This is a genomic window from Pseudovibrio sp. Ad37 (assembly GCF_001623075.1).
Classification (GTDB): Bacteria; Pseudomonadota; Alphaproteobacteria; order Rhizobiales; family Stappiaceae; genus Pseudovibrio.
The window spans coordinates 78,297-103,628 of sequence record NZ_LMCF01000215.1; the positions used below are offsets into that span (position 1 = coordinate 78,297).

Genomic DNA, 25,332 nt, shown 5'->3' on the forward strand with positions numbered 1-25,332 from the left:
TCTTCGCCTCCTTAGTGCGCGCCGCCTTCAAGATAAGCTGCCTTCACCTCTTCACGAGACAAAAGCTCCTTACCAGTGCCGGTCATGGTGATTGTGCCGTTGACCATCACGTATCCCCGGTGAGCCAGCTTGAGTGCGTGATACGCATTCTGCTCAACAAGGAACACGGTCAGACCGTCAGCCCGGTTCAGCTCACGGATCGCATCAAAAATCTGCGACACGATGATCGGAGCCAGCCCCAGAGACGGTTCATCCAGCAGCAGAAGACGCGGACGGCTCATCAAGGCACGGGCAATCGCCAGCATCTGCTGTTCACCGCCCGACAAAGTCCCACCGCGCTGCTGCTGACGTTCTTTCAAACGCGGAAACAGCTCAAACGCACGGCGCAGGTCTTCCTCAAAATGCTCATTCCCGGCAACCATACCGCCCATCATCAGGTTCTCTAAAACCGTCATGCGTGGGAAGATACGGCGACCTTCTGGTGACTGAGCAATACCGGTGCGCATAATCTCGTAGGTTGGCTTGTAGGTGATGTCCTCACCGCAATACGTCACAGACCCGTTACGAGCCTGCGGCGTGCCGCAAACGGTCATCATCAGGGTAGACTTCCCTGCACCGTTCGCACCAATCAGCGTCACGATCTCACCTTCATACACATCAAGATCAACACCATGCAGTGCCTGAATCTTGCCGTAGAAGGTTTTAACTCCGCGAATGCTCAGGAGTGGTTGTTGAGCGTTCATGCTATGCCCACCTCCTCTTCAACCTGATCGACTTCATCATCCTCAACCCCCAGATACGCCGCGATCACATGCGGATCGTTTTTGACGAACTCAGGAGAGCCATCAGAAATCTTCACGCCGTAATCCAGCACCACAACGTGGTCGGAGATTTCCATAACAACAGACATGTCGTGCTCGATCAGAACAACCGAAGTGTCATGCTCTTTGCGGATGTATTGAAGCAGATTGTTCAGCTCCAGACTTTCTTTCGGGTTCAAACCAGCAGCTGGTTCGTCCAGACAAAGAAGTTCAGGGCCGGTACACATGGCACGGGCAATCTCCAACCGGCGCTGATCGCCGTAGGAAAGATCAGCCGCAGGTGCATCCGCACGATCAATCAGATCAATGCGTTCCAGCCAGTACTTGGCAGTTTCAATCGCGTCCACATTGGACTTTTTGTAACCACCAAGCCCCAGCAGACCACCAATGGTCCAGTTGGAAGCAACCATCAGCGGATTGTGCTGTGCCACCATCAGGTTTTCCAGAATAGTCATACCGCCAAACAGACGGATGTTCTGGAACGTACGGGCAACTTTCGCGTCCGCCGTAATTTTGAAGTCTGCCATCCGTTCCAAAAGATGCTTTTCACCATTGGAGCGGTTCATGACAAGACGGCCTTCAGTCGGCTTATAAAAACCGGTGATGCAGTTAAACACTGTGGTTTTACCCGCACCGTTCGGCCCGATCAGCGCAGTGATGTCACCACGCCCAATGTTGAAGCTCAGGTCGTTGATCGCCGTCAATCCGCCGAAGCGCATGGTCAGGTGCTCAACCTTCAGAACAGGGTTGTTGTCCCAGGTGCTCATCCGTGGCCCTCCTGAACGAGATCGGCAGAGATGCCCTTAGCGTTTCTGGAAAGCGCCACACTTGGCGTTCTGCTTGAGATCAATCCACGCGGTTTCCAAACCATGATAACCACCATGATCATACCGAAGACAAGCATGCGGTATTCTTCAAACTCGCGGAAGAATTCAAAGCCACCGATCATCACAATCGCTGCAATCACCACGCCAATCTGTGAGCCAAGACCACCCAAAACCACAATCGCAAGAATGATCGCGGATTCAAGGAAGGTGAAACTCTCAGGAGAGATGAAGCCCTGACGCGTTGCAAAGAAAGACCCTGCAAAGCCAGCGAACATCGCACCAAGAGCAAAGGCTGTCAGTTTGGTATTCGTTGTGTTGATACCCAGTGCCCGACAAGCAATCTCATCTTCACGCAAAGCTTCCCATGCACGACCAATCGGCATCCGGCGCAAGCGCATGGTCACGAAGTTCGTGAACAAGGCCATTGCGAAGATGAGGTAGTACAGGAAGATGATGCGGTGAATACTGCTGTAATCCAGACCAAAGAAGCTTGCAAAACCATCTTCACCACGGGTAAATTCCAACCCGAAAAAGCTTGGTCGCGGAATACCGGAAAGACCATCTGGCCCGCCTGTAAACTGATACCAGTTCAGCAGCACAACACGAATAATCTCACCAAACGCAAGCGTCACAATGGCAAGATAGTCCCCTCGAAGCCTCAGAACCGGGAAACCGAGAATGACACCCCAGAACGCTGCCAGAATACCGGCGAGCGGCAGACAGAGCCAGAAGGAGAAACCGAAGTAATGCGCGAGCAATGCATAGGAGTAAGCTCCAACCGCATAAAACGCCACATAGCCCAGATCCAGCAATCCAGCCAGACCAACCACAATGTTCAGGCCCCAGCCCAACATCACATAGGTCATCACCAGAATGGCCAGGTCAATATACTGACGCGACCCACGGGCACCAAGCCAGAACATCAACGCAAATGGAAGCGCAACAGCCAAAACGACCAGGCCATATTTAAGCACATTAGAGGACCCCCCCCCCATTCCACCCTTTGGCAATAGGCCAGAAAGGTTGAGAGACGGCGGGTCTTCCCGTTTCCAGAAGAAGATGTTCATGGCGAGACGGCCAGCGAACACAACGAGCACTGCAACTGCAACCGCTAACCAGCGGTGTTCCAGAAACAGCTCCGCACCGCGGCCAGACGCCACATCAACGCGCAAACCAACCATGACACAGGCAAGGGCGAACGTAATAACCGCAGCACCCAAACTGTCTTTTACACTTGCAACAAGCAAGCTGTCTTTTTTTCTTGCTTGCATCAGACCTTCTCCACCTCAGGTTGGCCGAGAAGTCCTTCCGGCATAAAGATCAGAACAATCGCCAGGATCGAAAACGCGGCAACATCTTTGTACTCAACGGAGAAGTAGCCAGACCAGAACGTCTCGATAAGCCCGATCAGCAATCCACCCAGCATTGCACCCGGCAGCGATCCGATTCCTCCCAGAACCGCAGCGGTAAAGGCCTTCACACCAGCCAGGAAGCCGATGTAAAAATCTACCACACCGTAATACAGCAGGAACATCAGACCTGCGACCGAAGCCAGAGACGCACCCATCACAAAGGTAAGAGAGATTGTGCGGTCAACATTCACACCCAGCAAGGACGCCATCTTCCGGTCCTGCTCACAAGCACGCTGAGAGCGGCCCAGATTGGTGTTGTTGATGAGATAAGTGAAGCCACCCATCAAAATGACCGTCGTCACAACAATCAGAATCTGGATGTAAGACAGGTTTACGATAAAGCCAGAACCATCTGCACCACCATCAGTCAGCTGAAAGCTGCCGGAAAAGAGAGGTTGCAATGGCTTGTTCTTAGCGCCTTGAGAAACCTGCACGAAGTTCTGAAGAGCAATTGATGCACCAATTGCAGTAATCAGCGGTGCAAGACGGAATGATCCGCGCAAAGGCCGATAGGCAATGCGCTCTACTGTCCACCCCCAAACAGCAGTCAAAGCCATGGCCACAACAAGAACGAGGGCCAGAGCCAAAATCAAAAGAAGCACCGGTGTAGCGGCTGTAATGCCAAGTGCAACAATTAGAATAAGGGCTACGAAAGATCCGACCATGAAGATATCGCCATGGGCGAAGTTAATCATGCCGATAATGCCATAGACCATTGTATAGCCAATGGCGATGAGACCATAAATGGACCCAAGCGTCACACCATTGATAAGTTGTTGGAGAAAGTAATCCATGTTTTATTTTGTTCCCCGCATGAGATCAGCTTTTAGTTGCTGTCCAGTCTGAATGCCTCCGAATTCAGACCCCGAATATTTTATGGTAAGCTGACCTGTAAGTATATTACCCATACTTATTAAGTCCGTATTTTGGAATTTTCCTATTCTTTATACGCGTCAGGCGCATTTTTATTTCATACAATCCAAAATCTAGACTTATTCCTACTCCCGACAATCCACTAGGACAGACTCTGAGACCAGAGCACCACAACCCATACGTGAATTTTCCTCATCCGCAGAAAGCCTCTTTATTGTTCTGTAATATATCACAGCCAATATATACTGACCATATCCAGACAAAAACTGCAAGATGGTACCCAGGATTTTTTGAAGATTTCCCATTCGCCCGCACGTGGAGACTCTGCTGAGCCTTCTATTTTTAATGAAAATTCCAGAACAGCAAAACGCACCCTTAAAACCAGAACATAGCCTCTGGTATATTAATCAGTTTTTCGCAGTAGAACTAGCTTTTCTCAGCAAATGGCTATAACTACTCTATTTCAAATACCTGTCGTTATTGTGCGACTGAAAAGTACTAATGAATATTGTACAGTGTGAAACACAGATCATACCTGTGGGAATATCTTGGAACGAACTGGATGACGACAGCTTTAACCATGGCGCCAACTGAAAATACGAATAAAAGTCTCGACTCGCATGAATTTAGAGAGGCAATGAGTCGTTTAGGCGCTTCCGTTCATTTGCTGGCCAGTGCTGGCCCTGCTGGGCGCATTGGCGCAACCGTTTCATCTGTGTGTTCCGTCTCTGACGATCCCGCCACCTTGCTTGTCTGCCTCAACCGCAGCGCAAAGGTGAATCAGGTAGTCAAAGACAACGGCGTTTTCTGTATCAACACACTCATTCATGATCATACAGACTTGTCGAACGTCTTCGCTGGCCAGGGCGACTTGCCAATGGAAGAGCGCTTCGCAAAAGGAAGCTGGGGCACCCTGGCAACAGGAAGTCCAGTTCTGGAAAGTGCACGTGTCAGTTTCGATTGTCATATCAAAGAAGTAACAGAAGTCGGCACCCATTCAGTTCTATTTGGTGAAGTGGTCGCTGCACGTCTGGGTGAATTTGCACCCGCTCTGATCTACCTCGACCGAAATTACCACTCAGTCTAAGGGTGTTCCCTATTCCAGTTTTCGCAATAGATTTATCTTGAAACAGGGACTTCGGACATATCTTTGCCCGAAAGGGCCTACAGATTTTCAAATCAAGATATGCATAAAGACAATTAGTTAGAGTGTCCCTGCGATTTTTTCATCGCTAAGGCACTTCCTGTACGTTTTGATAATAAATTAGGGAAACACCATGTCCCCAACACCGCGCAACCTGATCACCGATGTTCCGGGATTGAAGGTCGGCAATGCTCATTGCGAAAAGACCAAATCAGGTGTCACCGTTCTCATTCCCGACGAGCAAGCCGTTGCCTCCGTCGCCATCATGGGCGGCGCCCCCGGCACACGCGACGTTGCCTTGCTGGAGCCGGAGCAAACCGTCAATGCCATTGATGCGCTCGTCTTGTCAGGCGGCTCTGCATTCGGGCTGGATGCAGGCAGCGGTGCGCAGGTTCGACTGGCAGAACTCGGCAAAGGTTTCAGTGTTGGCAGTGCTGTCATTCCAATAACCCCCACAGCCATTCTATTCGACCTTCTCAATGGAGGGGATAAATCGTGGGGCAGAAATCCAGTCTATCGTGAAATGGGCATTGAGGCCGTCGACAATGCAGCCGACGAATTCGAACTCGGCACCGCAGGCGCAGGCTTCGGAGCAACCACCGCTGATCTGAAAGGCGGACTGGGCTCAGCCTCCCTCGCCCTCCCTCGCAGCGGCACCGTCGGCGCGCTGATCGCCGTCAACGCACTGGGCCGCACCACAATTGGCGACACGCCCTACTTCTGGGCAGCTCCAAGCGAACAGAACGAAGAATTCGGCGGACTGGGCTGGCCAACCGAAATGTCAGGTATGGACCGCACCGTGCAAACCAAGTTCACGCTCGGCACAATCGACTTATCCCCGAACACAAACACCACCATCGGCGTTGTCGCAACTGACCTTATATTAACCAAGTCAGAAGCCAAACGGATTGCCACAGCCGCCCACGACGGCTACGCCCGCGCCCTATGGCCAGCACACACACCAATGGACGGCGATCTGCTCTTCGTGATTTCTACCGGCAAACGAAAAATGCAGGAACCGATGGTCGAATTGCTGGAACTGGGCGCATACGCAGCTCAGACAGTCTCCCGTGCCATCGCCCGCGGAGTCTACTCAGCCTCAAAGTACCCGGGTGACACTGTACCAACTTGGAAGTGTCAACACGGATCACGATAGATTTGAATTCCCTAATCCGCGATTTCCGTTAAGGTAATGATCCACATAGCAACGCGAACCAACGCACAAAAACGCTAAATTGCGCAAAACAACGCAAATTCGCACAAAGTGCCTGATCAAGTTGTTGTGGGGAGTGCTGTAAAGGCAAAAAAGATGCGCCGCCTCTGGTGTTGGGGGCAGAGGCGACGCGGGGGAGCAAAGGACGGAGTGTGCGGTAAATATACGCCGCCCCTTGCTTTTCTCATGGGCCTTCCCGGTTTTAGGTAACCGGGAAGGCCTTTTTCTTAAGCCGGTTCCGGCTCAGCCTTCTGATCAACGGAAGGTTTTTCTTCCAGCTCTTTCAAAGACTTCTCTGCCTTACCTTTCCCTGCACCCTCACCTGGATGGATGCGGTAAAAGATGATGAACAGCAGCGGAACAGCCAGCAATGTCAGCAGCGTCGCAAACGTCAGACCACCCATAATGGTCACAGACATACTCGCAAACATCGGATCAACAATCAGCGGAGCCATACCAAGGATCGTTGTGATCGCTGCCATAGACACCGGACGCAAACGAGAAACACTGGCATTAACAACAGCTTCAAACCGGTCTCCACCATGCTCCAACTGCAGGTCGATCTCTTCCAGAAGCACGATCGCATTCTTGATCAACATACCTGACAGCGACAACACACCAAGGATCGCCATGAAGTCGAGCGGCATACCTGTCCCAAGCAAACCAATCACAACACCGTTGATAGACATCGGTACGATCAGCCAGATGATGAGTGGTTCCCGCACCTTAGAGAACAGCAGGATGGAGATAACAATCATCACGAGGAAGGTAACAGGCACCTTACTGCCCAGCGACGCATTCGCATCCTGAGAGTTCTCGTACTCACCACCCCATTCCATGGAATACCCATCAGGAAGTGGAACACTTTCAATCGCACCCCGAATTCGAGCATGAGCAACCGACGCCAACTCATCCGGAGCACTCGCCCCAAGCACACTCAACGTCTTCACACGATCCCGACGACGGATCAAAGTATCTTCAGCTTCAGTAGAGATACCGGAAGTCACCTGATCAATCGGCACATACTTGCGCTGCTGAGAGCTCCAAACCAGTGTGTTTATAAGGGCTTCAGACGCAGTCTCACCTTCGCCGCGCTTACGTTTCACGATGATCGGAATGTCTTCATCCAGATCACGATAGTCGCCAGCACGGATACCATCAGAGGTAAACTGAACCGCGGTTGAAAGGTCCTGTCTCGTGATGCCAGCAATACGCGCACGCTGCTCATCAAACTTCGGATGCATCACCAGCTCACGTTCACGCCAATCGGTACGAACATCACTCAAGCGATACTGAGGATCCTTGAAGATCTGGATCATCTCTTCAGAGATAGCACGCAGAACGTCAGCATCTGGACCAGTAATACGAGCTTGAACATCAGCACCAGACGGCGGACCGAACACCAGACGCTCGGTGTACACTTGTCCCTGAGGTAACTCAGCAACACCGAACGCACGGATCTTCAATGCGAGATCATTAATGACATCAATGTTTTCAGTCCGGACAATAACCTGACCATAGTTGGAGCTACCGTCCTGAGCTGAGTAAGTGAGCATAAAGCGGGTTGCACCCTGACCAATGAAGGAGTTGGTTGAAACGACACCTGGCAAAGACAGGATCTCGTTTTCCAATTTCTCCATATCACGCGCAGTCGCATGAATGTCGGTACCATGCGGCAACCAGTAGTTCACGTAGAACAGCGGAGTAGAAGAGTTGGGGAAGAAGGAGTTTGCAACAAACTGGAAAGACCAGAAGCAAACCACAGTCACACCGATCAGAGCTGCCAGAGACAACCAACGCAGTTTCAGCGTCAGCACCAGGATCTTACGGAACATGGTGTACATGAAGCCGCGGTAAGGATCATGCTCATCACCGGAGATGGCAGCCATCTTGAAGAAGTACTTACCAAACAGCGGCGTAACGAGGATCGCAAACAACCAGGACATCAACAGGGAGATGCCAACCACAGCAAACAGCGAGAACATGAACTCACCGGTACTGTCACTGGAAAGACCAATACCAGAGAATGCCATGATGCCGATGACAGTCGCCCCCAGAAGTGGCCACTTCGTCTGCTCAACAACGGTCGACGCAGCTTTGATAGGCCGCATACCGCGTTGCATGTTGATCATCATACCTTCGGCAACAACAATGGCGTTGTCCACCAACATACCCATGGCAATAACAAGCGCACCAAGCGAAATACGCTCAAGCTCAATACTGCCCAGCTTCATGATCAGGATCGTTGACAAAACAGTCAGCAACAGAACCGAGCCAACCACCACAGCAGCACGCCAGCCCATGAAGATGCCGAGCACTACAATCACGATGGAAACAGACATTACAAGGTTCCAAACAAAGGAACCAACGGCCTGATCAACCACTTTGTGCTGTTCGTAGATAGGGATGACTTCCATGCCAATAGGCAGGTTCGCACGCAAGTCATTCAGATGCGCTTCAACGTCTTGCCCAACGGCCACAACGTTTGTGTCTTCAACAGCAGCAACACCAAGGGTAACCGCACGCTGGCCATTATGACGAACCAGAACCTTCGGATTTTCAGGCTCTTGCACAGAAAGCGTTGCCACATCAGACAAACGAACCATCGCTGTAGAACCCGGATTACCGATCACGAGATCCTGGATACTACGGTAGCTGTCAAAGGCAGAAACTGTCGAGATACGAATGCGCAGATCACCGGATACGGTCGTACCGTTCGCCTGGATAGCGTTTTCCGCATTCAGCACATTCTGTACGTCTGCAATGGTAATTCCCAGCTGCGCCAACCGGTCCTGATCCATCGCAATGATGATCTCGTCCTCAGGCTCACCAAGAATAGAAACCTTAGCAACGTTATCGACAGTCAGCAGCTCACGGCGCAGCTCTTTCACGGTTTTACGGATATCCCGGTTGGAGTATCCATCAGCCGTCAGAGCATAGTACATGCCGAACACATCACCGAAGCTGTCATAAACAATCGGAGTGCGGACACCATTTGGCAGATTTGGCACTTCGTCGTTCACTTTACGACGCAGCTCATCCCACACCTGAGGCAGCTCAGTGCCATCATAGATGTCTTTCATTTCCACCTGAATACGGGAGAGACCCGGTTCAGAGGTACTACGAACTTCTTTCAGCTGAGGCATCTGCTGAATAGCACTTTCAAGCCGTTCAGTAACTTCTTCCTCAACTTCCGCAGCGCTGGCACCCGGATAAGAGGTGATCACCTGCGCTTCTTTAATGGTGAATGCCGGATCTTCCAGTCGTCCAATGCCGCTCAGGGCCCAAATGCCTCCAAGAAGAGCAATCAGAACAACCATCCAGACATTGACCGGCTTCTCGATCGAGTAGCGTGCAATATCCATATCAATAACTCCTAGACGCTACTCTTAAAGCTTAGGCACGATCAGCTGATTTTCGCTCAGGTGGCTCACACCAGCCGTCACGATCATCTCGCCGTCTTTCAAGCCAGAAAGCACTGGAATGAAGCTGCCAAGCACAGTTCCAAGCAGAACCTTACGACGACCAACCCGCTTTTCGCTTTCATCAACAACCCACACATAAGGGCTCTTATCTGGAGAAGACCCAACTGCAGATGTCGGCACGAAGAAGGCGGTGCTCTGAGCTTTATCAAGACCGTTGAGCTTAACTTTTACGCTCGCAGTCATGCCTGGAATGATGTTGTAACCATCGTCATTGTTCATAGCCAAAGTCACACGATAGGTCTGAGCAACCTTGTCTGCTTCCGTGCTGTGCTCACGGTATTCCAATGGAAAGACCTTACCCGGATGGGAAGGGAACTCAGCAGTCATCTTTAGAACAGAAGATTCTGTCGCCTGAGCAAACAGCGTTTCAGGCACGTTGATATCGATGCGAACTTCACTCACATCCTGCAACCGGGCAATGCTGGTACCAGCGTTGATGATTGCATAATTATCAAGCGAACGAGAGGTTACGATTGCATCGTAAGGCGCAACGATCTTTGTATAGCCAAGGTTTTGCTTGGCTTTATCAAGGGTCACTTCAGCAAGATCAAATGCAGTCTTTGCATTGTCGTACTGTCCTTCAGAGATAACCTGCTTGTCTTTCAGCGTTTCAAAGCGCTTCAGATCTTTATTCTTTTGTTCAAAGTTGACCTGAGCTTCACGAACAGTGTTTTCATAGTCAGTTGGATCAAGCGCTGCAATCAGGTCACCCTTTGCAATTCGCTGCCCTTCAATGATTGGCATTTCAACAAGCTGACCAGACACACGAAACGCCAGATCGACCGTCTGAACTGCATCGACACGACCAGTGAAGTTACGCGTAAAGAGATCATCAATCTCAGAAACGACCATGACACGAGCAGGACGAGGAGCAACCGTTTTCGGCGCTTCAACAACTTCCTGCTCCTGACAACTTGCAAGCAGCAGAGCAAGTGCCCCAACAAAAACAGGAGCACTCAGGCGTCCTATTCTACTTTTTCCGCTTATTTTCTGCATTTTACCTTAGTTTCCAGCTTCAGCGTTCAGTTCGGCGTACCGGTCATTCTGGGAGGTGATATCCAACACGCGATCAATAAGTTCATCAATTTCACCAGTGCTGTTATGTTCGATATCCAGCGCCTGGCGATAATAAAGTCCGTCTATTATGAGCAAACACATATGCCCCGTAACCGGATCACTAACCTCACCGTTGATTGCTCTTCCAAATTCAGCACTCATCTCCTGAAATTCAGCAATCAACTCAGGTTCTTGAGCAGCAAGAGCAAACAAGGCTTTCGGAGCGGTCTTCTCTCTGTATTCTTTGTAGATCTGGAAGCTTGCCCGCAAAATGGGACAGGCCACTCCCTGCTCTGTCAACTTGTCGCTCAGCGTGTAAGTTCGTTCGCGAACCTCAGAAACAACTCTGCGGATCACTCCCAGCAACAGCTCATGCTTGCTTCGGAAATTGTAAAGCACCCCGCCTTTGGACATGCCGGCCTCAGCCGCCACAGCATCAATGGTCAGCTTACGAGTTCCTTCAATGCAAACCAGACGCTCGACTGCATCCAGAATATGTTCAGCTGTTGTTTCCACGCTGGTATCCCTCTCCTCTAACCGGAGCCTGTACCGTCCAGTCGGTTTCTGTACCGTCTGGACGGTTTTAGAGGAAGACCTAAAAAAAGACAAGTTCGAATTTTGAGAAAATTGAGATAGCTGCCCTTAGGAAAACGCATATCAAGAATGAAATCACATAACTGTGATTTGAAACACAAAATGCCGACCCTTGTCAGGGTCGGCATCCTTTGTTTTCCGCCAATAACGAAAGACTATTCAGCTGCTTCTTTAAAGGTGACCGTTGTCGGGTCTTCCTCAAGTCTACCAAGCAGCTCTTCACGCCTGAGTTGTGCAAGCTTCAGATTCTCGTCCTTGATAGGACCATACCCGCGAATAGAATCGGGCAAGTTGAGAAACTCGCGAAGCAATCCATAGTTCGCCGTACCGAGTTTTCCGCCAACCAATGAGAGATCATCCCGGTACTGCTTCACCAAGTCCCGCTCCTCTTTACGCTCCCGCGCATATCCAAACGGATCGAGTGCAGTGCCACGCAAACCACGAAGAGATACAAGCATCTCAAAAGCCTTGAAAATCCAAGGACCGAAGGCCCGCTTTTGCGGACGACCCGTCTTTGGATCCGGCTTACCGGGCAGGAATGGAGGAGCCAGCATCAACTGCAACTCACCCGGGTCTGCAAATTGAGCCTCAAGATTCTTACGGAACTCTGGCTCACTATAAAGACGCGCAACTTCGTACTCGTCTTTATAAGCCATCACCTTGTAAAGCATCTCAACCGCGGTATGCGTCACCTCAAGAGAGCCCGGACCAAACTCCTCATCCCGCGCTCTGATCTCGGAAATCTTGTCGAGATACTTATTGGCGTAGGACTTATTCTGGTAAGTGGTAAGCTCTTTCGCGAAGAAAGCGATCTTCTCATCCAGCGTCATCACTTTCACAGCTTCCTGACGTGGAAGAGCTGCGAAAATCGCATCAGGGTTGGAGTAAAGAACACGCCCTGCATGGAATGCATTGATGTTCTTCTCAACCGCAGCACCATTCAATGAGATCGCATTCTCAATGGCTTGTGCTGAGATCGGCAGAGTACCAGCCTGATAAGACAATCCGATGAGCATCATGTTGGTGTAAATCGCATCACCCAACAGCTTCTCAGCAATGTTCGCCAGATCATGTGCTCTCAGATCAAGCGTCCCTTGCTCCAGCGTCTGCTTCATCTTGTGCTCGTCAAAGGAAAGCTGCTGCTTCATCACAAACTCAGAGGTCGGCGTGACGTTTGTATTCACAAAGCCATGCGTTCTGCTCTTGTGATAAAGAGAAAGCTGTTCAGCCTTACTTGCAACCAGCATATCACTTGCAATCAGCACATCCAGCTGTGCAGGCGGTACACGTGGCCCTTCAATTGTGTCACTCGCCGCAGCAAAGCGCACATGGGAGGTCACAGGTCCACCCTTTTGAGCAAGGCCAGTCATGTCAAGCGTAGAGGCTTTGATCCCGTCAATATGAGCCGCCATCGCGATAATCGCAGAAATGGTCGTAACGCCCATACCACCAATACCAGCCACCAGCAGGTTGTGAGTGTTCTCCAGTGATGGCAATTGAACGTCTGGCAGCTGCTTCACAAACTCATCAAGCGCGAAATCAGCAGGCTTTGCCTGACGCAGCTTCGAACCCTTCACATAAACAAAGGATGGGCAGAACCCCTTTACACAAGAGAAGTCCTTGTTACAGGAAGACTGATTGATACGGCGCTTTTCACCAAACACCGTCTCAACTGGCTCAACAGAAAGACAGTTGGACTGCACAGAACAATCACCACACCCTTCACAGACACGGTCATTGATGAACAAACGCAGATCCGGATCAGGGTACAACCCTCTCTTCCGGCGGCGGCGCTTCTCAGCAGCACAGGTCTGATCAAACACGATTGCAGAAACACCTTTGAACTCTTTGAGTTCGTTCTGCACCTTCATCAGATCATCACGGTGATGCACGGGCTCGGTAACAGCAAGATCCTGACGGCCAGAGTAGTCCTCTGGGTTCTCGCTAAGCAGAACAACCTTCTCAACTCCCTCAGCATGCAACTGATTGAGAAGCTGCGGCACGGTAAGAGACCCATCGATCTCCTGACCACCCGTCATCGCGACAGCGTCGTTGTAAAGGATCTTGAAAGTGATTGGCACACGTGCAGCAACGGCCTGACGGATCGACAAAATACCGGAGTGGAAATAAGTTCCATCCCCCATATTGGCAAACACATGCTCATCACGCGCAAAGTTCGCTTGTCCCACCCAGAGAGAACCTTCACCGCCCATGGCAATCTGACCATCAGTGGTTCGGCCATTAATCTCGGTCATCGCATGACAGCCGATGCCCGGCATCGAGCGTGACCCTTCAGGCACCACAGTCGATGTGTTGTGCGGGCAACCAGAGCAAAAGTAAGGGGAACGCGCTGCAAGTTCGCCATTTCCCTGAGCCCACATCTGCTGACGCATCATGGAATCAGCAACAGAACGCATCTCGTCATTGACGTATTCCTGAGGCAGGAAATTCATGATCACGCGGATCATCTCATCAATGGATAGCTCCAGAACATCAGAGAGCAAAGGCTCCCCTTGTGCGTCTTTCTTGCCAAGGATCTTCGGCTGTTGGTCACTCGGCCAGTTGTAAGCAATCTCTTTGATTTGTGGCTCGATAAACGCACGCTTGTGCTCCACCACCAAAATCTTTTCAACGCCACGCGCAAAACTTGAGAACGCTGTTGGCTCCAGCGGATAAGGCATACCAACCTTATAAACTGCCAGCCCGATCTCCTTGGCCCGCTGATCTGTAATTCCCATAAGGCGAAGCGCCTGACACAAATCACGGAATGCTTTACCCGTTGCAACCATGCCAATACGCGGCTTCTGCGCACCATAGGCAACATGGTCGAGACGATTCGCCTTTGCATACGCCAAAACCGCAGGCATGCGGATGTCACGCAATAGTCGTTCTGTCTCCAGCCTGTTGCCAAGCAACAGCACTCGGTTCAGCTCAGCATTCTTGCGAGGATCAAACGCAGCAGGGCGAGAGAATGCCATACGCCTTGGATCAACAGAAACAACACCAGATGCGTCCATCGTATCTGCAAGGCAAATCAATGCACTCCACAGACCGGTGTAACGGGACATCTCAAACCCGTGTAAGCCAAAATCCAGAACTTCCTGAATGTCAGCCGGGTTGAGAACCGGAATTTCTGCGTGCTGGAAAAAAAACTCGCTTTGAGCAGGCAAAATGGAAGATTTTGCCAGATGGTCATCGCCCGCAAGTGCTACAACTCCGCCATTTGGGTCGGTTCCAGAAGCACTTGCCTGATGCAGCACATCACCTGCTCTATCTACACCTGGTGCCTTCCCGTACCATATGCCGTAGACGCCATCAAAGGCTGAACCCTTGCCGTGCTGTCTGACTTTTTGAGATCCCCACACTGCTGTGGCGCCCAGTTCCTCATTCACTCCCGGTTGAAACTGAATATCCAGCGGATCGAGATATTGACGTGATCTTTGAAGCTCCGTGTCGTAACCAGCAATTGGAGAACCGCGGTATCCTGAAATAAAACCGCCTGTTTTCAATCCCTTAGCACGATCTAATCGACCGCGATCCAACGCCAGTCGTACCAGTGCCTGAATACCATTTAGGTAAACATTGCCTGTTTCAGCTGTGTATTTGTCATGTAAGCTGATCGGTGGCACACTTACGTTCATTCAATGAGCTCCTCTCCCATCATGGCTGTGGACGGTCCCCCCCGCCAAAACCAATTCTTTCGTCCTAGCCCATAGTGATCCTTTTTTTGCGTGCTTTCTGTGCTATCCTACCGACAAATACGTACTCAGTCGAAAAATTATTCCTAAGAGGGCACATGAGCGAAAATTCCTTATTGGACCCATCCGACATCCGAGTTCTGCGGATTCTGCAAAAAGATGCATCCCAATCCATCGCAGATATCGCCAAAGAAGCCGGTATGAGCCAAACTCCTTGCTGGAGGCGAATTAAGAAACTCAAGGAGTCTGGCGTTATCAAACAGACCGCAGCGCTGGTTGATCGCGAAGCCGTCGGTCTTGGCTTTCTCGCATATGCATTTGTTAAGCTCACTGTACCCAGCCGCGAGAACATGGAAACATTCGACAGGCTAATTGGGGTATGGCCCGAAGTTGTTACATGCGAACGCATCACCGGCGCAGTGGATTACCTCATCAAAGTGGTCGCCACAGATATAAAGTCTTATGACGATTTCCTTCGTTTGAAGCTTCTGGACAATGCTCTTGTTTCAGATGTTCAGTCACGCATTGTAGTTTCGACAATTAAGGAAACAGTTGCGTTACCTCTTAAAGAGTTTGTCAGTTAACGTTTATGTACCAGCCTAATCGCAGTTAGTTTACGCGTGGTCGCTGAAACACTGAAATGTTTGCTCAAACTCGACTGATATGGTTTAGTCGCGCGATCTCTTGCACTTAAGTTTTCGCGTGGACTAAACATTGCCTTCCCCCACATTCGTTATAAGCGGCCTCAAGCTGATCAACTCACTCCTGCGTTTTTTGGGGCGAAACGGCACCAATGCAGTCGCTATCTCAATCTTCCTTGGCCTTTTCCTACCCGGAATTGCTGAAGCCCTGCGTATCCTTCTGACGCCCGCAATCTTTATTCTGCTAACCCTGAGCTTTATTCGGGTAGACAACGCCGCCATTACCAATCAACTCAGACGCCCACTGCCAGCGTTTGCGGCAATGCTCTGGCAAATGCTCATTCTTCCTCTGCTGGCGACACTCACCTGTTTGATGATCGGGCTGGATCAGATCGACCTTGGAGTGCTCACAGCGCTATTTATGGTGTCCGCAGCACCACCCGTTATGTCCACGCCGATCTTTATCTGGATGTTTGGCCTCAATGGAGCCCTTGCCCTCACCATATCAACCCTGTCACTGATCATCGCTCCACTCAGCACCGCTTTGTTTGCGTATCTATTGCTGCCGGATACACTTCAGGTCTCCCCATTATCGCTGGCAACCAACCTGACGATGTTCCTAATCGGCTCTGCGGGGCTTGGGCGTCTCCTCTATTATCTTCTTGGTGCCAAGCGGATCACCGAGGCGACAGATCACATCAACGGACTAAACTGCATCGTTCTTTTTATCTTTGCGGTTGCAGCGATGGATGGTGTCACCGGCTTTGCACTCACTGCGCCTTTCAAAGCCGCTGCTCTGTTTGTCGGCGTCTTTGCCATTGCCGCCCTGCAGTTGCTTGTGACCTTCCTGATCTTCTCACCAGCCGGACGGCAAACAGCATTCATCGCAGCTTATGGCACTGGAAGCCGTAATCTCGGTTTAATGGTTGCGGCACTCGGGGGGACAATTCCAGAATTGGCTTGGCTCTTCTTCGCCTTTGCTCAGTTCCCGATTTATCTGCTTCCATGGATCCTTAAACCCGTTGCGATACTCATTGGTAAGGCAGAGACGGCAACAACCTAGGCATAACGGGGGAAGCTGCCCTGTTCACACCACTTGCTTCTCATGTGTGTCCATGTTAGCCGCACAGCAAATTGGGCACATCTAGGAGAATCCCTGCTATGGCACAGCCGCTCGTTATCGCCCCTTCCGTCCTTGCATCCGACTTTTCTAAGCTGGGGCAAGAAGTTCGTGATGTTGTTGAAGCTGGAGCCGACTGGATCCATCTGGATGTCATGGATGGCCACTTCGTTCCAAACATCACTTTTGGCCCGGACGTCATTGCAAAACTCCGCCCTCACACCGATAAAGTCTTCGACGCGCACCTTATGATCGAACCATGTGATCCGTACCTTGAAGCCTTCGCAAAAGCTGGCTCGGACTACATCACAGTTCACGCAGAAGCGACCACCCACCTGCACCGCTCTTTGCAGGCAATCCGCAATCTAGGCAAAAAAGCAGGCGTTTCTCTAAATCCTGGCACACACGAAAGCTGCCTTGAATACGTTCTGGACAGCGTTGACCTGATCCTGGTCATGACCGTGAACCCTGGCTTCGGTGGGCAGAAATTTATCCACTCTCAAATCGAAAAGGTTGCCCGCATCAAAAGCATGATCGGCGATCGCCCAATCCGCATCCAGATTGATGGCGGGGTCACCCCTGAGACAGCCCCATTGGTCACCAAGGCTGGCGCTGACACACTGGTCGCAGGCTCAGCAGTCTTCAAAGGCGGCACAGTTGAGAGCTATCGCGAAAACATCGCAGCAATCCGCGCTGCTACTCAGGTCTGATTTTTTGATCCTGAAATGCAAAAGGCCGCCCCTAAGGCGGCCTTTTTTTTGCAGACGTAGTGGCTTTAATCCAATGAACTTGCAGCTTCCGCAGCAGCATTGATAAACAAAGTCGAATCCGTCCCAAACGTCATAAACTGATAACCAGCAGCCTTTGAGTGCTGAAGATGCCCCTTGGAAACACAATAGATCCCTGCAATCTTCCCAGCCGCATGGGTTTTCTCCGCAATGTCTTTCTGCATCTCCAGAGAAGCGTCAGAAACAGGTTCCACGCGTTTCCCGCCAGAAACAGTCAATGACAGGTCAGCAGGCCCGACAAAAATGCCATCCAAACCATCAACAGCCAAAATGTCTTCAAGCGCTTCATAGGCCTCTGGCGTCTCAATCATGGCAATTGCGAGCGTCTTTTCATCAGCCGAAGCGAAGTAATCATCCATGGAAACACCAGTTGCCATGGTTGCGCCAACAGCACCATAGCTACGCGCGCCCAACGGCGGATACTTGCAGAACTCCACCAGCTTCTTTGCGTCGTCCACTGAGTTGATCATCGGTGCGATTATCACTTCAGCGCCCACATCCAACAACCAGCTGGCATTTTTAAAGTCGTCGACACAGATTCGTGCAACAGCATGCCCGCCACCATTAATGATCTCTTTGATAGAATCACGCGCTTCAGCGGTGGTCAGCAAACCATGTTGCAAATCCAGCGTGATTGCTTTGTAGCCGCCTCTTAAAAACAGATCAGAAAATATTGGAGAAGGCAGGCTTGCCCACGCGCTTACAATGGTTTGCCCAGCTCTCAACTTCTCTGCCAGACACTTATTCTCAGTCATTCAATGCCTCATCTGATTAAGCACAGGCACCATCAACCACGCAGCACCAGCTCTAAAACAAAACTATCATTCAAACAAAAAAGCCGTCTCCCTGAAAATAATCAAGGGAAGACGGCAAATTCTCTAGTTTAAGGGCTCTCTTGGTGAGCCTGCTTAAGGAGTGCAGCTTATGCTTCCTCAGCAACTTCCTTTTTCGCAACAGCCATCAGCTCTTCCATAGTGCGGCGAATCTGGTGTTCAGACTGCTCAACACTTGCATCTGCAAAATCTTTGGAAATACGAGCAAAAATGTCTTCGTCGCCTGGCTCTTTAAGATCCGTTTGGACGATCTTTTTGGCGTAATCTTCTGCGATGTCTCCGGCCAAACCAAGCTTCTCAGCAGCCCACTGGCCCAGCAGCTTATCGCGCCGTGCAGTAGCCTTGAAAGCAAGCTCAGAACCCATTGCGAAACTGCCTTCAAACGCATCAGCTCGTTTGTCAAACGTGCTCATCTATTCCCTCCTAGCTCAGACAATGTAAAAAGGTCCCTCCCCTCTTACAAGCCACGCTATAACTTACGTAAATCATTGTACGCAACTTCTATTTGCAGGTCAAAAGCCATTAGTTGTAGTCAGCAGTATTTCAGAGAGCGTTGACGCCATTCGAATTACCCATTTGTGCTTTATCAAAAAGTCGGTTAAGTTCCGCGCCGCATAGCGGGATCGCGATTTTCGCAATGACGAAAGATGCGAAAACCAGTGCTGGAGGGTCATTCGCAGCATTTTTGCTCGAATGTTTTGCAAGGCAAGTGGTTTAAGCCTCGACGTCACCCGTACGACTTGTTCTACAAACGCAATGGTAAGTGCCTATGAACCGCCGTCGGCGAATTTACGAAGGCAAGGCCAAGATTCTCTATGAGGGTCCTGAGCCGGGAACGCTGATTCAGCACTTCAAAGATGATGCTACAGCCTTCAACAACGAAAAGCATGAAGTCGTTGATGGAAAGGGTGTCCTGAACAATCGGATTTCTGAGTACATTTTCAACAATCTGAATAACATGGGCATTCCAACCCATTTTATTCGCCGGTTGAACATGCGCGAGCAGCTGATCCGTCAGGTCGAAATCATTCCGATCGAAGTCGTTATCCGCAACGTTGCTGCAGGTTCTCTGTGCAAACGCCTGGGATTGGAAGAAGGCACTCAGCTTCCACGCTCCATTATCGAGTTCTACTACAAGAACGACGAACTTGGAGATCCGCTGGTTTCTGAAGAACACATCACCGCTTTTGGTTGGGCCGCTCCTCAGGAGCTTGATGACATCATGGCACTCGCCATCCGCATCAACGACTTCCTGTCCGGTCTGTTCATGAGCGTCGGTATTCGCCTCGTTGACTTCAAGATCGAACTTGGACGTCAGATCGAAGGCGACATGATGCGTATCGTCCTTGCGGACGAGATCTCTCCAGACAGCTGTCGCTTGTGGGACACTTCCACAAACGACAAGATGGATAAGGACCGGTTCCGCCAGAACATGGGCGGCATGGTTGAAGCCTATCAGGAAGTAGCCCGCAGGCTTGGTATCCTGATCGACAACGACCGCCCGGGACATTCTGGACCAGTGCTAGTCAAATAATCAACGAACGGGCCCCTGCGGCCCGTTTTGCATTTTTGGGGCAAGCAAACTACCGCACGGGTATTGAACTATCTCACTACCTGCGCTCATTTTCACTTCCCCAGTATAGATTCCCGCGTTATGAACGCGCGCAAAGAACGGATTTTCGCGGCAGGCGCAATGCAAACCGCTTGAATCTCTCATTTTGGTAAGGAAGGACCAGTTAGAACCATGAAGGCACGTGTGACCGTCACTCTTAAGAACGGTGTTCTCGATCCCCAGGGCAAAGCAATCGAAGGCTCCCTTGGTTCTCTTGGTTTTGAAGGCGTTGAAGGCATCCGCCAAGGTAAAGTGTTTGACCTTGAACTGGCAGATCGCACCGATGCTCAGGCAAAAGCTGACATTGAAGCCATGTGCGAACAGCTACTGGCAAACACCGTCATCGAAAATTACTCGATCGAGCTTCTCTGAAGTAACCGATAGCAGAATCTGCGAGGGCATAAACGTGCAAGACGATACAGGCCGGATCATCCGGTTCATGGTTATCAAAGCAATCATCTTTATTGGCTTGCCCGCTGCCCTCTCTGTTCTTGCGGTGTTTTTACTTCTGTAAAATCTCGTCTGTAACAAGCGGCCCTCCATCCAAGAGGAAACATTCATGAAATCCGCAGTGATCCTATTCCCCGGTTCCAACCGGGATCGCGATATGATCAAAGCGCTGGAGCAGATCTCCGGCCAGTCTGTTGCCACGGTATGGCATACTGAAACTGAACTGCCAGAAGCAGAGCTTTATGTCCTGCCAGGCGGCTTCTCTTACGGCGATTACCTGCGCTCAGGTGCGATTGCAGCACGCTCCCACATCATGCCAGCTCTCAAAGCTGCAGCAGATCAGGGACGTCACGTTCTCGGCGTATGTAACGGTTTCCAGATGCTAACTGAGGCAGGCCTGTTGCCAGGTGCGTTGATGCGCAATGCGTCCCTCCATTTCGTGTGTAAGGAAGTTATGCTGGAAACCACCAGCACCAACAGCGCTTTCACATCGCATATGGAAAAAGGCAAAGTCTGGCGCTGTCCGGTGGCACACCATGACGGTAACTACTTTGCTGATGCAGAAACCCTGAAAGAACTCGAAGGCGAAGGCCGCGTCGCATTCCGCTATGCTGACGGGACTAACCCAAACGGTTCTCTCAACGACATTGCAGGCATCACCAGTGCCAAAGGCAACGTTCTCGGCATGATGCCTCACCCTGAAAATCTCATCGAAGATCTTCAGGGCGGTCTCGAAGGTCGTGCTTTGTTTGAAAGCGTGATGCAAAGCCTCGCTGCTTAATCAGCAAAGACAACAAGTTCTAAAACCCGGGATGCGCAGCACTCCGGGTTTTTTATTGTCTGAAGGTCTTAAATGAACGCAAAGCCGATCCCGGTCAGGCCGAGCAGCACCACAACCACCCATGGCGGCGACTTAAAGGAAACCAGCAGAACAAATCCGCAAAGCGCAGCTGCAAAGTCTTTCGCCTCTAAGATCGCGCTAGTCCAGACAGGCGCATATAAAGCCGCACCGAGAACACCAACCACAGCCGCATTCGCACCAGCCATAATACCACGCGCAGATGGCGTCTGACGCAGCACGGCCCAGTAAGGCAGACCAGCGATCAGAAGCAACGCCCCCGGCAAGAAGATGCCCAGCAACCCGATGCTCGCCCCAATCCACGCTGCATAACCTGTCTGCATTTCAGCGCCCAGATATCCGGCAAATGTAAACAAAGGCCCCGGCACGGCTTGCGTCGCGCCGTACCCGGCAAGGAAAGAGCTCTCACTCACCAGTCCTTTACCAACCACCTCAGCTTCCAGCAGTGGCAACACCACATGCCCTCCACCAAACACGAGCGAACCGGAATGGTAAAAGCTGGCAAACACACCCAGCAACGGATCAACAATAACATCACTCAGAACGGGCAGACCAAAAAGCAGCACAGCAAATAAAATGACAGAAAACAGCCCAACCCGACGTCTAGGAGCAAATAGAACCTCATGCACCACGGCTTTGGGTTCTGAGCGACAAAACAAAAAACCTCCCAGACCACCAGCCACAATCGCCGCAATTTGCCCTCCGGCACCACCGAAGGCAAAAACAAGAACTACGGCCAATACGGCAAGCCCAGCTCTGAGTTGATCCGCACAAAAGTTGCGTGCCATTCCCCAGACAGCCTGAGCAACAACAGCAACCGCCACCAATTTGAGGCCATGGATCAGCCCCATGCCGACAGGTCCTTCAAAAGCGCTCGCCCAATAGGCAAATCCAAAGAGCAGCAAGGCTGACGGAACTGTAAAGGCGAAGAAGGCAGCCAAAGCTCCCAGCGGCCCCGCCCGCATAAGTCCAAGCCCAAACCCAACCTGACTGCTGGCTGGTCCCGGTAGGAACTGACACAACGCAACCAAATCACCATAGGCTTCTTCGGAAAGCCACTTCCGGCGCTTCACGATCTCCTCGCGAAAATAACCCAGATGAGCAATCGGCCCACCAAATGAGGTTAAGCCCAGCTTCAGGAAGGCAAAAAAGACTTCCGATACATGACCTTTGACAGGTTCATCCGTCAGATTAATTGGGCGTTCTGTAAAACTCATGGACAGCTCATTTGTATTCTCAAAAGAAAGCAGAGGTGTGACATTAGGACAAACACGCAGAGTGCATGTACACTAAGCAGCCACAACTGTTTTCGTTGCAACATTGCGAGGAAGCTCATTGTAGCGCCGCTGATAGGCCCGTGACAACGCCGTCGGTGAAGCAAATCCAACCCGTGCAGCAACGCTTTTCAAAGGGCGTCCAGCTTCCAGGTCCAATTTAGCCAATGCCAGTCGCCAGTTGCTCAAATACGACCCTGGCGTCTCCCCCATGACCTCCTTGAAGTGCACAGCAAACTGCGTGCGCGACATGCCAGCAACTTCTGCAAGACTTTCCAGTCGCCACTGCTTGGAAGCGTCTTCATGGATGGCAACAAGTGCTTGCGCCAGATTAGGATGAGCCAAACCGGCAATCAAACCACTGCAAGCAACACCGGACCGCACCGCATGACGCAGCAGCCGGATCACGACCACTTCACACAAGCGATTGATCACTGCAGCACTTCCGCATCGAGGTGAAAGCACTTCTTCCACGACCAATGCAGCAAGACTCTCCAGCTCCGGTGCATCCTTGAGGTAAATCTCCACGTAATCAGGCAAAGCAGTGCTCAGCTGTGATCCCGGCCCACCAAACTCAACCCGAGCTCCGGCAAGAACAACAGTATCCTCGCAGATACGCTTAACTTCAGTAGGATTATTGGGGCTGACAGGAAGAAACACAAGCTTCCGGAAACCTTGCATACACCGAAGAATGAAAAAGTTGCCTTGAAGCACCTCATCCTCAGTATTTTTAAGAATATATGCCTCCACTTTAAAGCGTTCAATAAGCGAAGAAAGGCGATCATATCGCAGCTCTCTCGGTTTCACCTCAGCAAGTGCAGTGGCCATATCCGAACTCTCGGTCAGTTATTTCGAACAAAAAGCAATTAAACGTTCAATATCATATCAAATACAAATCGGCCACTGCTAATTGCCCTTTCAAAAAATCGAATTGAGCAAAGCTACAAAAAGAAAATTTAGCTCAGGAGAATAATAATGCTTATCCCTCGCAATCCAGTCCCAAGCTTATCTGCGAACCTCGTTGGTGGTGGTGCATTCGATCTGTCAGCCGATGCTTCTGACTTTGCCACTCTGGTCGTTTTTTATCGTGGTTTACACTGTCCCATTTGTGCGACCTACCTGAAAGAACTGGAACGCCTGACACCAGAGTTTGAGGAACGTGGTGTAAAAACCATTGCCCTCTCAACCGATACAGAGGACCGTGCCCAAACATTTTCCAATGCGATTAAAGCAGACAAACTGCGCGTTGGTTATAGCGTTACTCTGACAAAAGCACGTGAATGGGGTCTGTTCATTTCAGCAGGCCGCGGAAAAACGTCTATCGGTATCGAAGAACCAGGTCTCTTTGCTGAACCCGGCCTGTTCTTCGTAAGGCCTGACGGCACTCTTTACTTCGGGAATGTGCAGACTATGCCATTTGCACGCCCTGACTTTAAACCAATGCTCGGTGCTCTCGACTTCTGCATCAAGAATGATTATCCCGCTCGCGGTGAATACACCGAGGCTCTTTAATCAATTGTACCACAAACACTATTCTTGATGCACAGAGAGGTTGCGATTTCGCAGCCTCTCTTTTTTATTAGTCCTTCGTCTTCTGCGATGGATGCTCCCGGGCGATATGTTCGATGTTCCTAGGTTCGGCACCTTGCCACACTCTGACTGCATACAGGACTGCAATGCCTAAGACTGCGCCCAAAACAACACCGACCAAACGGTCAAGCACACCCTCAATATCATTTACTGGTCCGGACGAAGTAAGGACAGCAATAACAAAGGCATAGCCACCTTGTGTACCTGCATAGGCCCAATAGCTTTTGCTGTGATGAAGTGCACACAAAAAGAACAGTCCGCAAAAAACACCTATCACCCACCAGAAGAATGACTGCAGCCCCAGCATCACCAAAAACAATCCCAGCAGCCCACCCATCAGACAGCCAACCAACCTATTTAGAGCAACTTTTTTGACTTCCTGAACCGGACCGTAAAGAACCACAAGAGAAGTAATGGTAATCTGCACCATGGCAATCAGATCATGCTTCACATAAATGATTGGCGCAGCTATCGCGACTATGGCCCCTGTTATGCAAAGAGCCATAACCCAGCTATAGTCAACTTCTTCAAGCCTGCTAATACCAATGGGGCCGAAGCCGACCTTGATAGAACTGCCCTTGGTCAGCCAATACATAACAACGGTCGCAACTCCTACCCCAATCAAGACGGTAACACTCCGATCCACCATCTTAGAAAAAAGTGCATTTATCTCGACCACTGAGATGTATATTGCAAGCATCGCAGTGATGGTGCCAAGCAACCAGGCATAGCTGTAATCTGGGCTTGCCATCCGTTTGTAAATTGCGAGCGCAGCAAGCCCTCCAATCGCAATCACTTGGAAAATAGGAATGTTTCTGAACATGATAGCAAGCGTGTAGCCAAACACAGCACCAGCAATCGTACCGAATAATCGTTGAACTCCTTTGCGCCATACGTTAGTCCAGTCTGCATTTGCTACAGTCATCGCAGACATTGCCGCCCACCAAGGGTCATCCGCATCCGCAGCAAGCGCAACAACAGAAGCCAGCGTTACCATCAAAGCCGTACGAAAACCATTGTGATAATCCAGCTTCATCTGCCT

General features: G+C 50.8%; 23 protein-coding genes. 10 read left to right on the forward strand and 13 right to left on the reverse strand.

The genetic code is table 11. The features are described 5' to 3' along the window. Window positions 1–11: 11 nt before the first annotated feature. The 4 genes from PsAD37_RS22605 to PsAD37_RS22620 are packed head-to-tail and all read right to left on the reverse strand — an operon-like array spanning window position 12 to window position 3,854. Complete coding sequence (locus PsAD37_RS22605) at window positions 12–743, reverse strand: ABC transporter ATP-binding protein (RefSeq protein ID WP_057462560.1); 732 nt, start codon at window positions 741–743, stop codon at window positions 12–14. Continuing rightward, window positions 740–1,588 carry an ABC transporter ATP-binding protein gene (locus PsAD37_RS22610; protein WP_057462561.1) on the reverse strand — a complete coding sequence of 283 codons (849 nt, stop codon included), beginning with the start codon at window positions 1,586–1,588 and terminating at the stop codon, window positions 740–742. The genes PsAD37_RS22605 and PsAD37_RS22610 overlap by 4 nt, the downstream gene beginning before the upstream one ends. Beyond that, window positions 1,585–2,919: a high-affinity branched-chain amino acid ABC transporter permease LivM gene (gene livM, locus PsAD37_RS22615; RefSeq protein ID WP_063298015.1), complete on the reverse strand. Its 1,335-nt coding sequence runs from the start codon at window positions 2,917–2,919 to the stop codon at window positions 1,585–1,587. The genes PsAD37_RS22610 and livM overlap by 4 nt, the downstream gene beginning before the upstream one ends. Continuing rightward, window positions 2,919–3,854, reverse strand: a complete 936-nt coding sequence (locus PsAD37_RS22620) for a branched-chain amino acid ABC transporter permease (RefSeq protein WP_057462563.1) — start codon at window positions 3,852–3,854, stop codon at window positions 2,919–2,921. Before PsAD37_RS22620 ends, livM begins: the two co-directional genes overlap by 1 nt. 716 nt (window positions 3,855–4,570) lie before the next feature. Between PsAD37_RS22620 and PsAD37_RS22625 the strand changes: the two genes are divergently transcribed. Together PsAD37_RS22625 and PsAD37_RS22630 are read left to right on the forward strand one after the other, a co-directional pair. Next, window positions 4,571–5,020, forward strand: coding sequence for a flavin reductase (locus tag PsAD37_RS22625; protein ID WP_244272559.1), 450 nt, complete (start codon window positions 4,571–4,573; stop codon window positions 5,018–5,020). 190 nt (window positions 5,021–5,210) lie between these two features. Further along, window positions 5,211–6,233 (forward strand): P1 family peptidase, encoded by a 1,023-nt coding sequence (locus PsAD37_RS22630; RefSeq protein WP_063298016.1) that lies wholly within the window; start codon window positions 5,211–5,213, stop codon window positions 6,231–6,233. Between the two features lie 284 nt (window positions 6,234–6,517). Here the strand turns inward: PsAD37_RS22630 and PsAD37_RS22635 are convergent, their stop codons facing one another. The 4 genes from PsAD37_RS22635 to PsAD37_RS22650 form a co-directional block, all read right to left on the reverse strand. Then, on the reverse strand, window positions 6,518–9,655 hold the full coding sequence (locus PsAD37_RS22635; protein WP_063298017.1) for an efflux RND transporter permease subunit: 3,138 nt from the start codon (window positions 9,653–9,655) through the stop codon (window positions 6,518–6,520). A 24-nt stretch (window positions 9,656–9,679) separates the two neighbouring features. Further along, on the reverse strand, window positions 9,680–10,771 hold the full coding sequence (locus PsAD37_RS22640; protein WP_063298018.1) for an efflux RND transporter periplasmic adaptor subunit: 1,092 nt from the start codon (window positions 10,769–10,771) through the stop codon (window positions 9,680–9,682). Between the two features lie 6 nt (window positions 10,772–10,777). Beyond that, window positions 10,778–11,347: a TetR/AcrR family transcriptional regulator gene (locus PsAD37_RS22645; RefSeq protein ID WP_063298019.1), complete on the reverse strand. Its 570-nt coding sequence runs from the start codon at window positions 11,345–11,347 to the stop codon at window positions 10,778–10,780. Between the two features lie 233 nt (window positions 11,348–11,580). After that, the gene (locus PsAD37_RS22650) at window positions 11,581–15,066 is read right to left on the reverse strand and encodes an indolepyruvate ferredoxin oxidoreductase family protein (protein WP_063298020.1); all 3,486 of its coding nucleotides are present in this window, start codon (window positions 15,064–15,066) and stop codon (window positions 11,581–11,583) included. A gap of 155 nt (window positions 15,067–15,221) precedes the next feature. Between PsAD37_RS22650 and PsAD37_RS22655 the strand changes: the two genes are divergently transcribed. The 3 genes from PsAD37_RS22655 to rpe all read left to right on the forward strand — a co-directional run bounded on the left by PsAD37_RS22655 (window position 15,222) and on the right by rpe (window position 17,594). Beyond that, window positions 15,222–15,707 carry an Lrp/AsnC family transcriptional regulator gene (locus tag PsAD37_RS22655; protein WP_063298021.1) on the forward strand — a complete coding sequence of 162 codons (486 nt, stop codon included), beginning with the start codon at window positions 15,222–15,224 and terminating at the stop codon, window positions 15,705–15,707. A gap of 130 nt (window positions 15,708–15,837) precedes the next feature. Next, window positions 15,838–16,827, forward strand: coding sequence for a hypothetical protein (locus PsAD37_RS22660; RefSeq protein WP_063298022.1), 990 nt, complete (start codon window positions 15,838–15,840; stop codon window positions 16,825–16,827). 98 nt (window positions 16,828–16,925) lie between these two features. After that, complete coding sequence (gene rpe, locus PsAD37_RS22665) at window positions 16,926–17,594, forward strand: ribulose-phosphate 3-epimerase (RefSeq protein WP_057462570.1); 669 nt, start codon at window positions 16,926–16,928, stop codon at window positions 17,592–17,594. A gap of 65 nt (window positions 17,595–17,659) precedes the next feature. Here the strand turns inward: rpe and PsAD37_RS22670 are convergent, their stop codons facing one another. Further along, a complete protein-coding gene (locus PsAD37_RS22670) occupies window positions 17,660–18,427 on the reverse strand; it encodes an HpcH/HpaI aldolase/citrate lyase family protein (RefSeq protein WP_063298023.1) in 768 nt (255 codons plus the stop codon). 167 nt (window positions 18,428–18,594) lie between these two features. Beyond that, window positions 18,595–18,918 carry a DUF1476 domain-containing protein gene (locus tag PsAD37_RS22675; RefSeq protein WP_063292757.1) on the reverse strand — a complete coding sequence of 108 codons (324 nt, stop codon included), beginning with the start codon at window positions 18,916–18,918 and terminating at the stop codon, window positions 18,595–18,597. A gap of 356 nt (window positions 18,919–19,274) precedes the next feature. Between PsAD37_RS22675 and purC the strand changes: the two genes are divergently transcribed. From purC to purQ, 4 genes are all read left to right on the forward strand, one after another. Next, on the forward strand, window positions 19,275–20,039 hold the full coding sequence (gene purC, locus PsAD37_RS22680; RefSeq protein WP_008548091.1) for a phosphoribosylaminoimidazolesuccinocarboxamide synthase: 765 nt from the start codon (window positions 19,275–19,277) through the stop codon (window positions 20,037–20,039). A 210-nt stretch (window positions 20,040–20,249) separates the two neighbouring features. Continuing rightward, on the forward strand, window positions 20,250–20,489 hold the full coding sequence (gene purS, locus PsAD37_RS22685; protein WP_057462573.1) for a phosphoribosylformylglycinamidine synthase subunit PurS: 240 nt from the start codon (window positions 20,250–20,252) through the stop codon (window positions 20,487–20,489). Window positions 20,490–20,523: 34 nt separating this feature from the next. Further along, window positions 20,524–20,631, forward strand: a complete 108-nt coding sequence (locus tag PsAD37_RS29295; protein ID WP_193757775.1) for a phosphoribosylformylglycinamidine synthase-associated small membrane protein — start codon at window positions 20,524–20,526, stop codon at window positions 20,629–20,631. A 45-nt stretch (window positions 20,632–20,676) separates the two neighbouring features. Continuing rightward, the gene (gene purQ / locus PsAD37_RS22690) at window positions 20,677–21,348 is read left to right on the forward strand and encodes a phosphoribosylformylglycinamidine synthase subunit PurQ (protein WP_063298024.1); all 672 of its coding nucleotides are present in this window, start codon (window positions 20,677–20,679) and stop codon (window positions 21,346–21,348) included. A 68-nt stretch (window positions 21,349–21,416) separates the two neighbouring features. On the opposite strand, the gene chrA is transcribed toward purQ, so the two are convergent. Together chrA and PsAD37_RS22700 are read right to left on the reverse strand one after the other, a co-directional pair. Then, entirely contained in the window at window positions 21,417–22,643 is a 1,227-nt protein-coding gene (gene chrA / locus PsAD37_RS22695; RefSeq protein WP_063298025.1) for a chromate efflux transporter, read from the reverse strand. 72 nt (window positions 22,644–22,715) lie between these two features. Further along, on the reverse strand, window positions 22,716–23,528 hold the full coding sequence (locus PsAD37_RS22700; RefSeq protein WP_063298026.1) for an AraC family transcriptional regulator: 813 nt from the start codon (window positions 23,526–23,528) through the stop codon (window positions 22,716–22,718). A gap of 147 nt (window positions 23,529–23,675) precedes the next feature. On the opposite strand from PsAD37_RS22700, the gene PsAD37_RS22705 reads away from it, so the two are divergent. Beyond that, window positions 23,676–24,212: a peroxiredoxin-like family protein gene (locus tag PsAD37_RS22705; protein ID WP_063298027.1), complete on the forward strand. Its 537-nt coding sequence runs from the start codon at window positions 23,676–23,678 to the stop codon at window positions 24,210–24,212. Window positions 24,213–24,279: 67 nt separating this feature from the next. Here the strand turns inward: PsAD37_RS22705 and PsAD37_RS22710 are convergent, their stop codons facing one another. Next, on the reverse strand, window positions 24,280–25,326 hold the full coding sequence (locus tag PsAD37_RS22710) for an FUSC family protein (protein WP_063298028.1): 1,047 nt from the start codon (window positions 25,324–25,326) through the stop codon (window positions 24,280–24,282). Window positions 25,327–25,332 lie beyond the last annotated feature (6 nt).

What these genes read in the sequence shown, in the direction of transcription:
- PsAD37_RS22700 (WP_063298026.1), bottom strand. Translation starts at nt 23,528, where the DNA reads ATGGCCACTGCACTTGCTGAGGTGAAACCGAGAGAGCTGCGATATGAT.
- chrA (WP_063298025.1), bottom strand. Translation starts at nt 22,643, where the DNA reads ATGAGTTTTACAGAACGCCCAATTAATCTGACGGATGAACCTGTCAAA.
- PsAD37_RS22710 (WP_063298028.1), bottom strand. Translation starts at nt 25,326, where the DNA reads ATGAAGCTGGATTATCACAATGGTTTTCGTACGGCTTTGATGGTAACG.
- PsAD37_RS22655 (WP_063298021.1), top strand. Translation starts at nt 15,222, where the DNA reads ATGAGCGAAAATTCCTTATTGGACCCATCCGACATCCGAGTTCTGCGG.
- PsAD37_RS22635 (WP_063298017.1), bottom strand. Translation starts at nt 9,655, where the DNA reads ATGGATATTGCACGCTACTCGATCGAGAAGCCGGTCAATGTCTGGATG.
- PsAD37_RS22605 (WP_057462560.1), bottom strand. Translation starts at nt 743, where the DNA reads ATGAACGCTCAACAACCACTCCTGAGCATTCGCGGAGTTAAAACCTTC.
- purS (WP_057462573.1), top strand. Translation starts at nt 20,250, where the DNA reads ATGAAGGCACGTGTGACCGTCACTCTTAAGAACGGTGTTCTCGATCCC.
- PsAD37_RS22705 (WP_063298027.1), top strand. Translation starts at nt 23,676, where the DNA reads ATGCTTATCCCTCGCAATCCAGTCCCAAGCTTATCTGCGAACCTCGTT.
- PsAD37_RS22650 (WP_063298020.1), bottom strand. Translation starts at nt 15,066, where the DNA reads ATGAACGTAAGTGTGCCACCGATCAGCTTACATGACAAATACACAGCT.
- PsAD37_RS22670 (WP_063298023.1), bottom strand. Translation starts at nt 18,427, where the DNA reads ATGACTGAGAATAAGTGTCTGGCAGAGAAGTTGAGAGCTGGGCAAACC.
- livM (WP_063298015.1), bottom strand. Translation starts at nt 2,919, where the DNA reads ATGCAAGCAAGAAAAAAAGACAGCTTGCTTGTTGCAAGTGTAAAAGAC.
- PsAD37_RS22630 (WP_063298016.1), top strand. Translation starts at nt 5,211, where the DNA reads ATGTCCCCAACACCGCGCAACCTGATCACCGATGTTCCGGGATTGAAG.
- purC (WP_008548091.1), top strand. Translation starts at nt 19,275, where the DNA reads ATGAACCGCCGTCGGCGAATTTACGAAGGCAAGGCCAAGATTCTCTAT.
- PsAD37_RS22625 (WP_244272559.1), top strand. Translation starts at nt 4,571, where the DNA reads ATGAGTCGTTTAGGCGCTTCCGTTCATTTGCTGGCCAGTGCTGGCCCT.
- PsAD37_RS22640 (WP_063298018.1), bottom strand. Translation starts at nt 10,771, where the DNA reads ATGCAGAAAATAAGCGGAAAAAGTAGAATAGGACGCCTGAGTGCTCCT.
- PsAD37_RS22610 (WP_057462561.1), bottom strand. Translation starts at nt 1,588, where the DNA reads ATGAGCACCTGGGACAACAACCCTGTTCTGAAGGTTGAGCACCTGACC.
- PsAD37_RS22620 (WP_057462563.1), bottom strand. Translation starts at nt 3,854, where the DNA reads ATGGATTACTTTCTCCAACAACTTATCAATGGTGTGACGCTTGGGTCC.
- PsAD37_RS22675 (WP_063292757.1), bottom strand. Translation starts at nt 18,918, where the DNA reads ATGAGCACGTTTGACAAACGAGCTGATGCGTTTGAAGGCAGTTTCGCA.
- rpe (WP_057462570.1), top strand. Translation starts at nt 16,926, where the DNA reads ATGGCACAGCCGCTCGTTATCGCCCCTTCCGTCCTTGCATCCGACTTT.
- purQ (WP_063298024.1), top strand. Translation starts at nt 20,677, where the DNA reads ATGAAATCCGCAGTGATCCTATTCCCCGGTTCCAACCGGGATCGCGAT.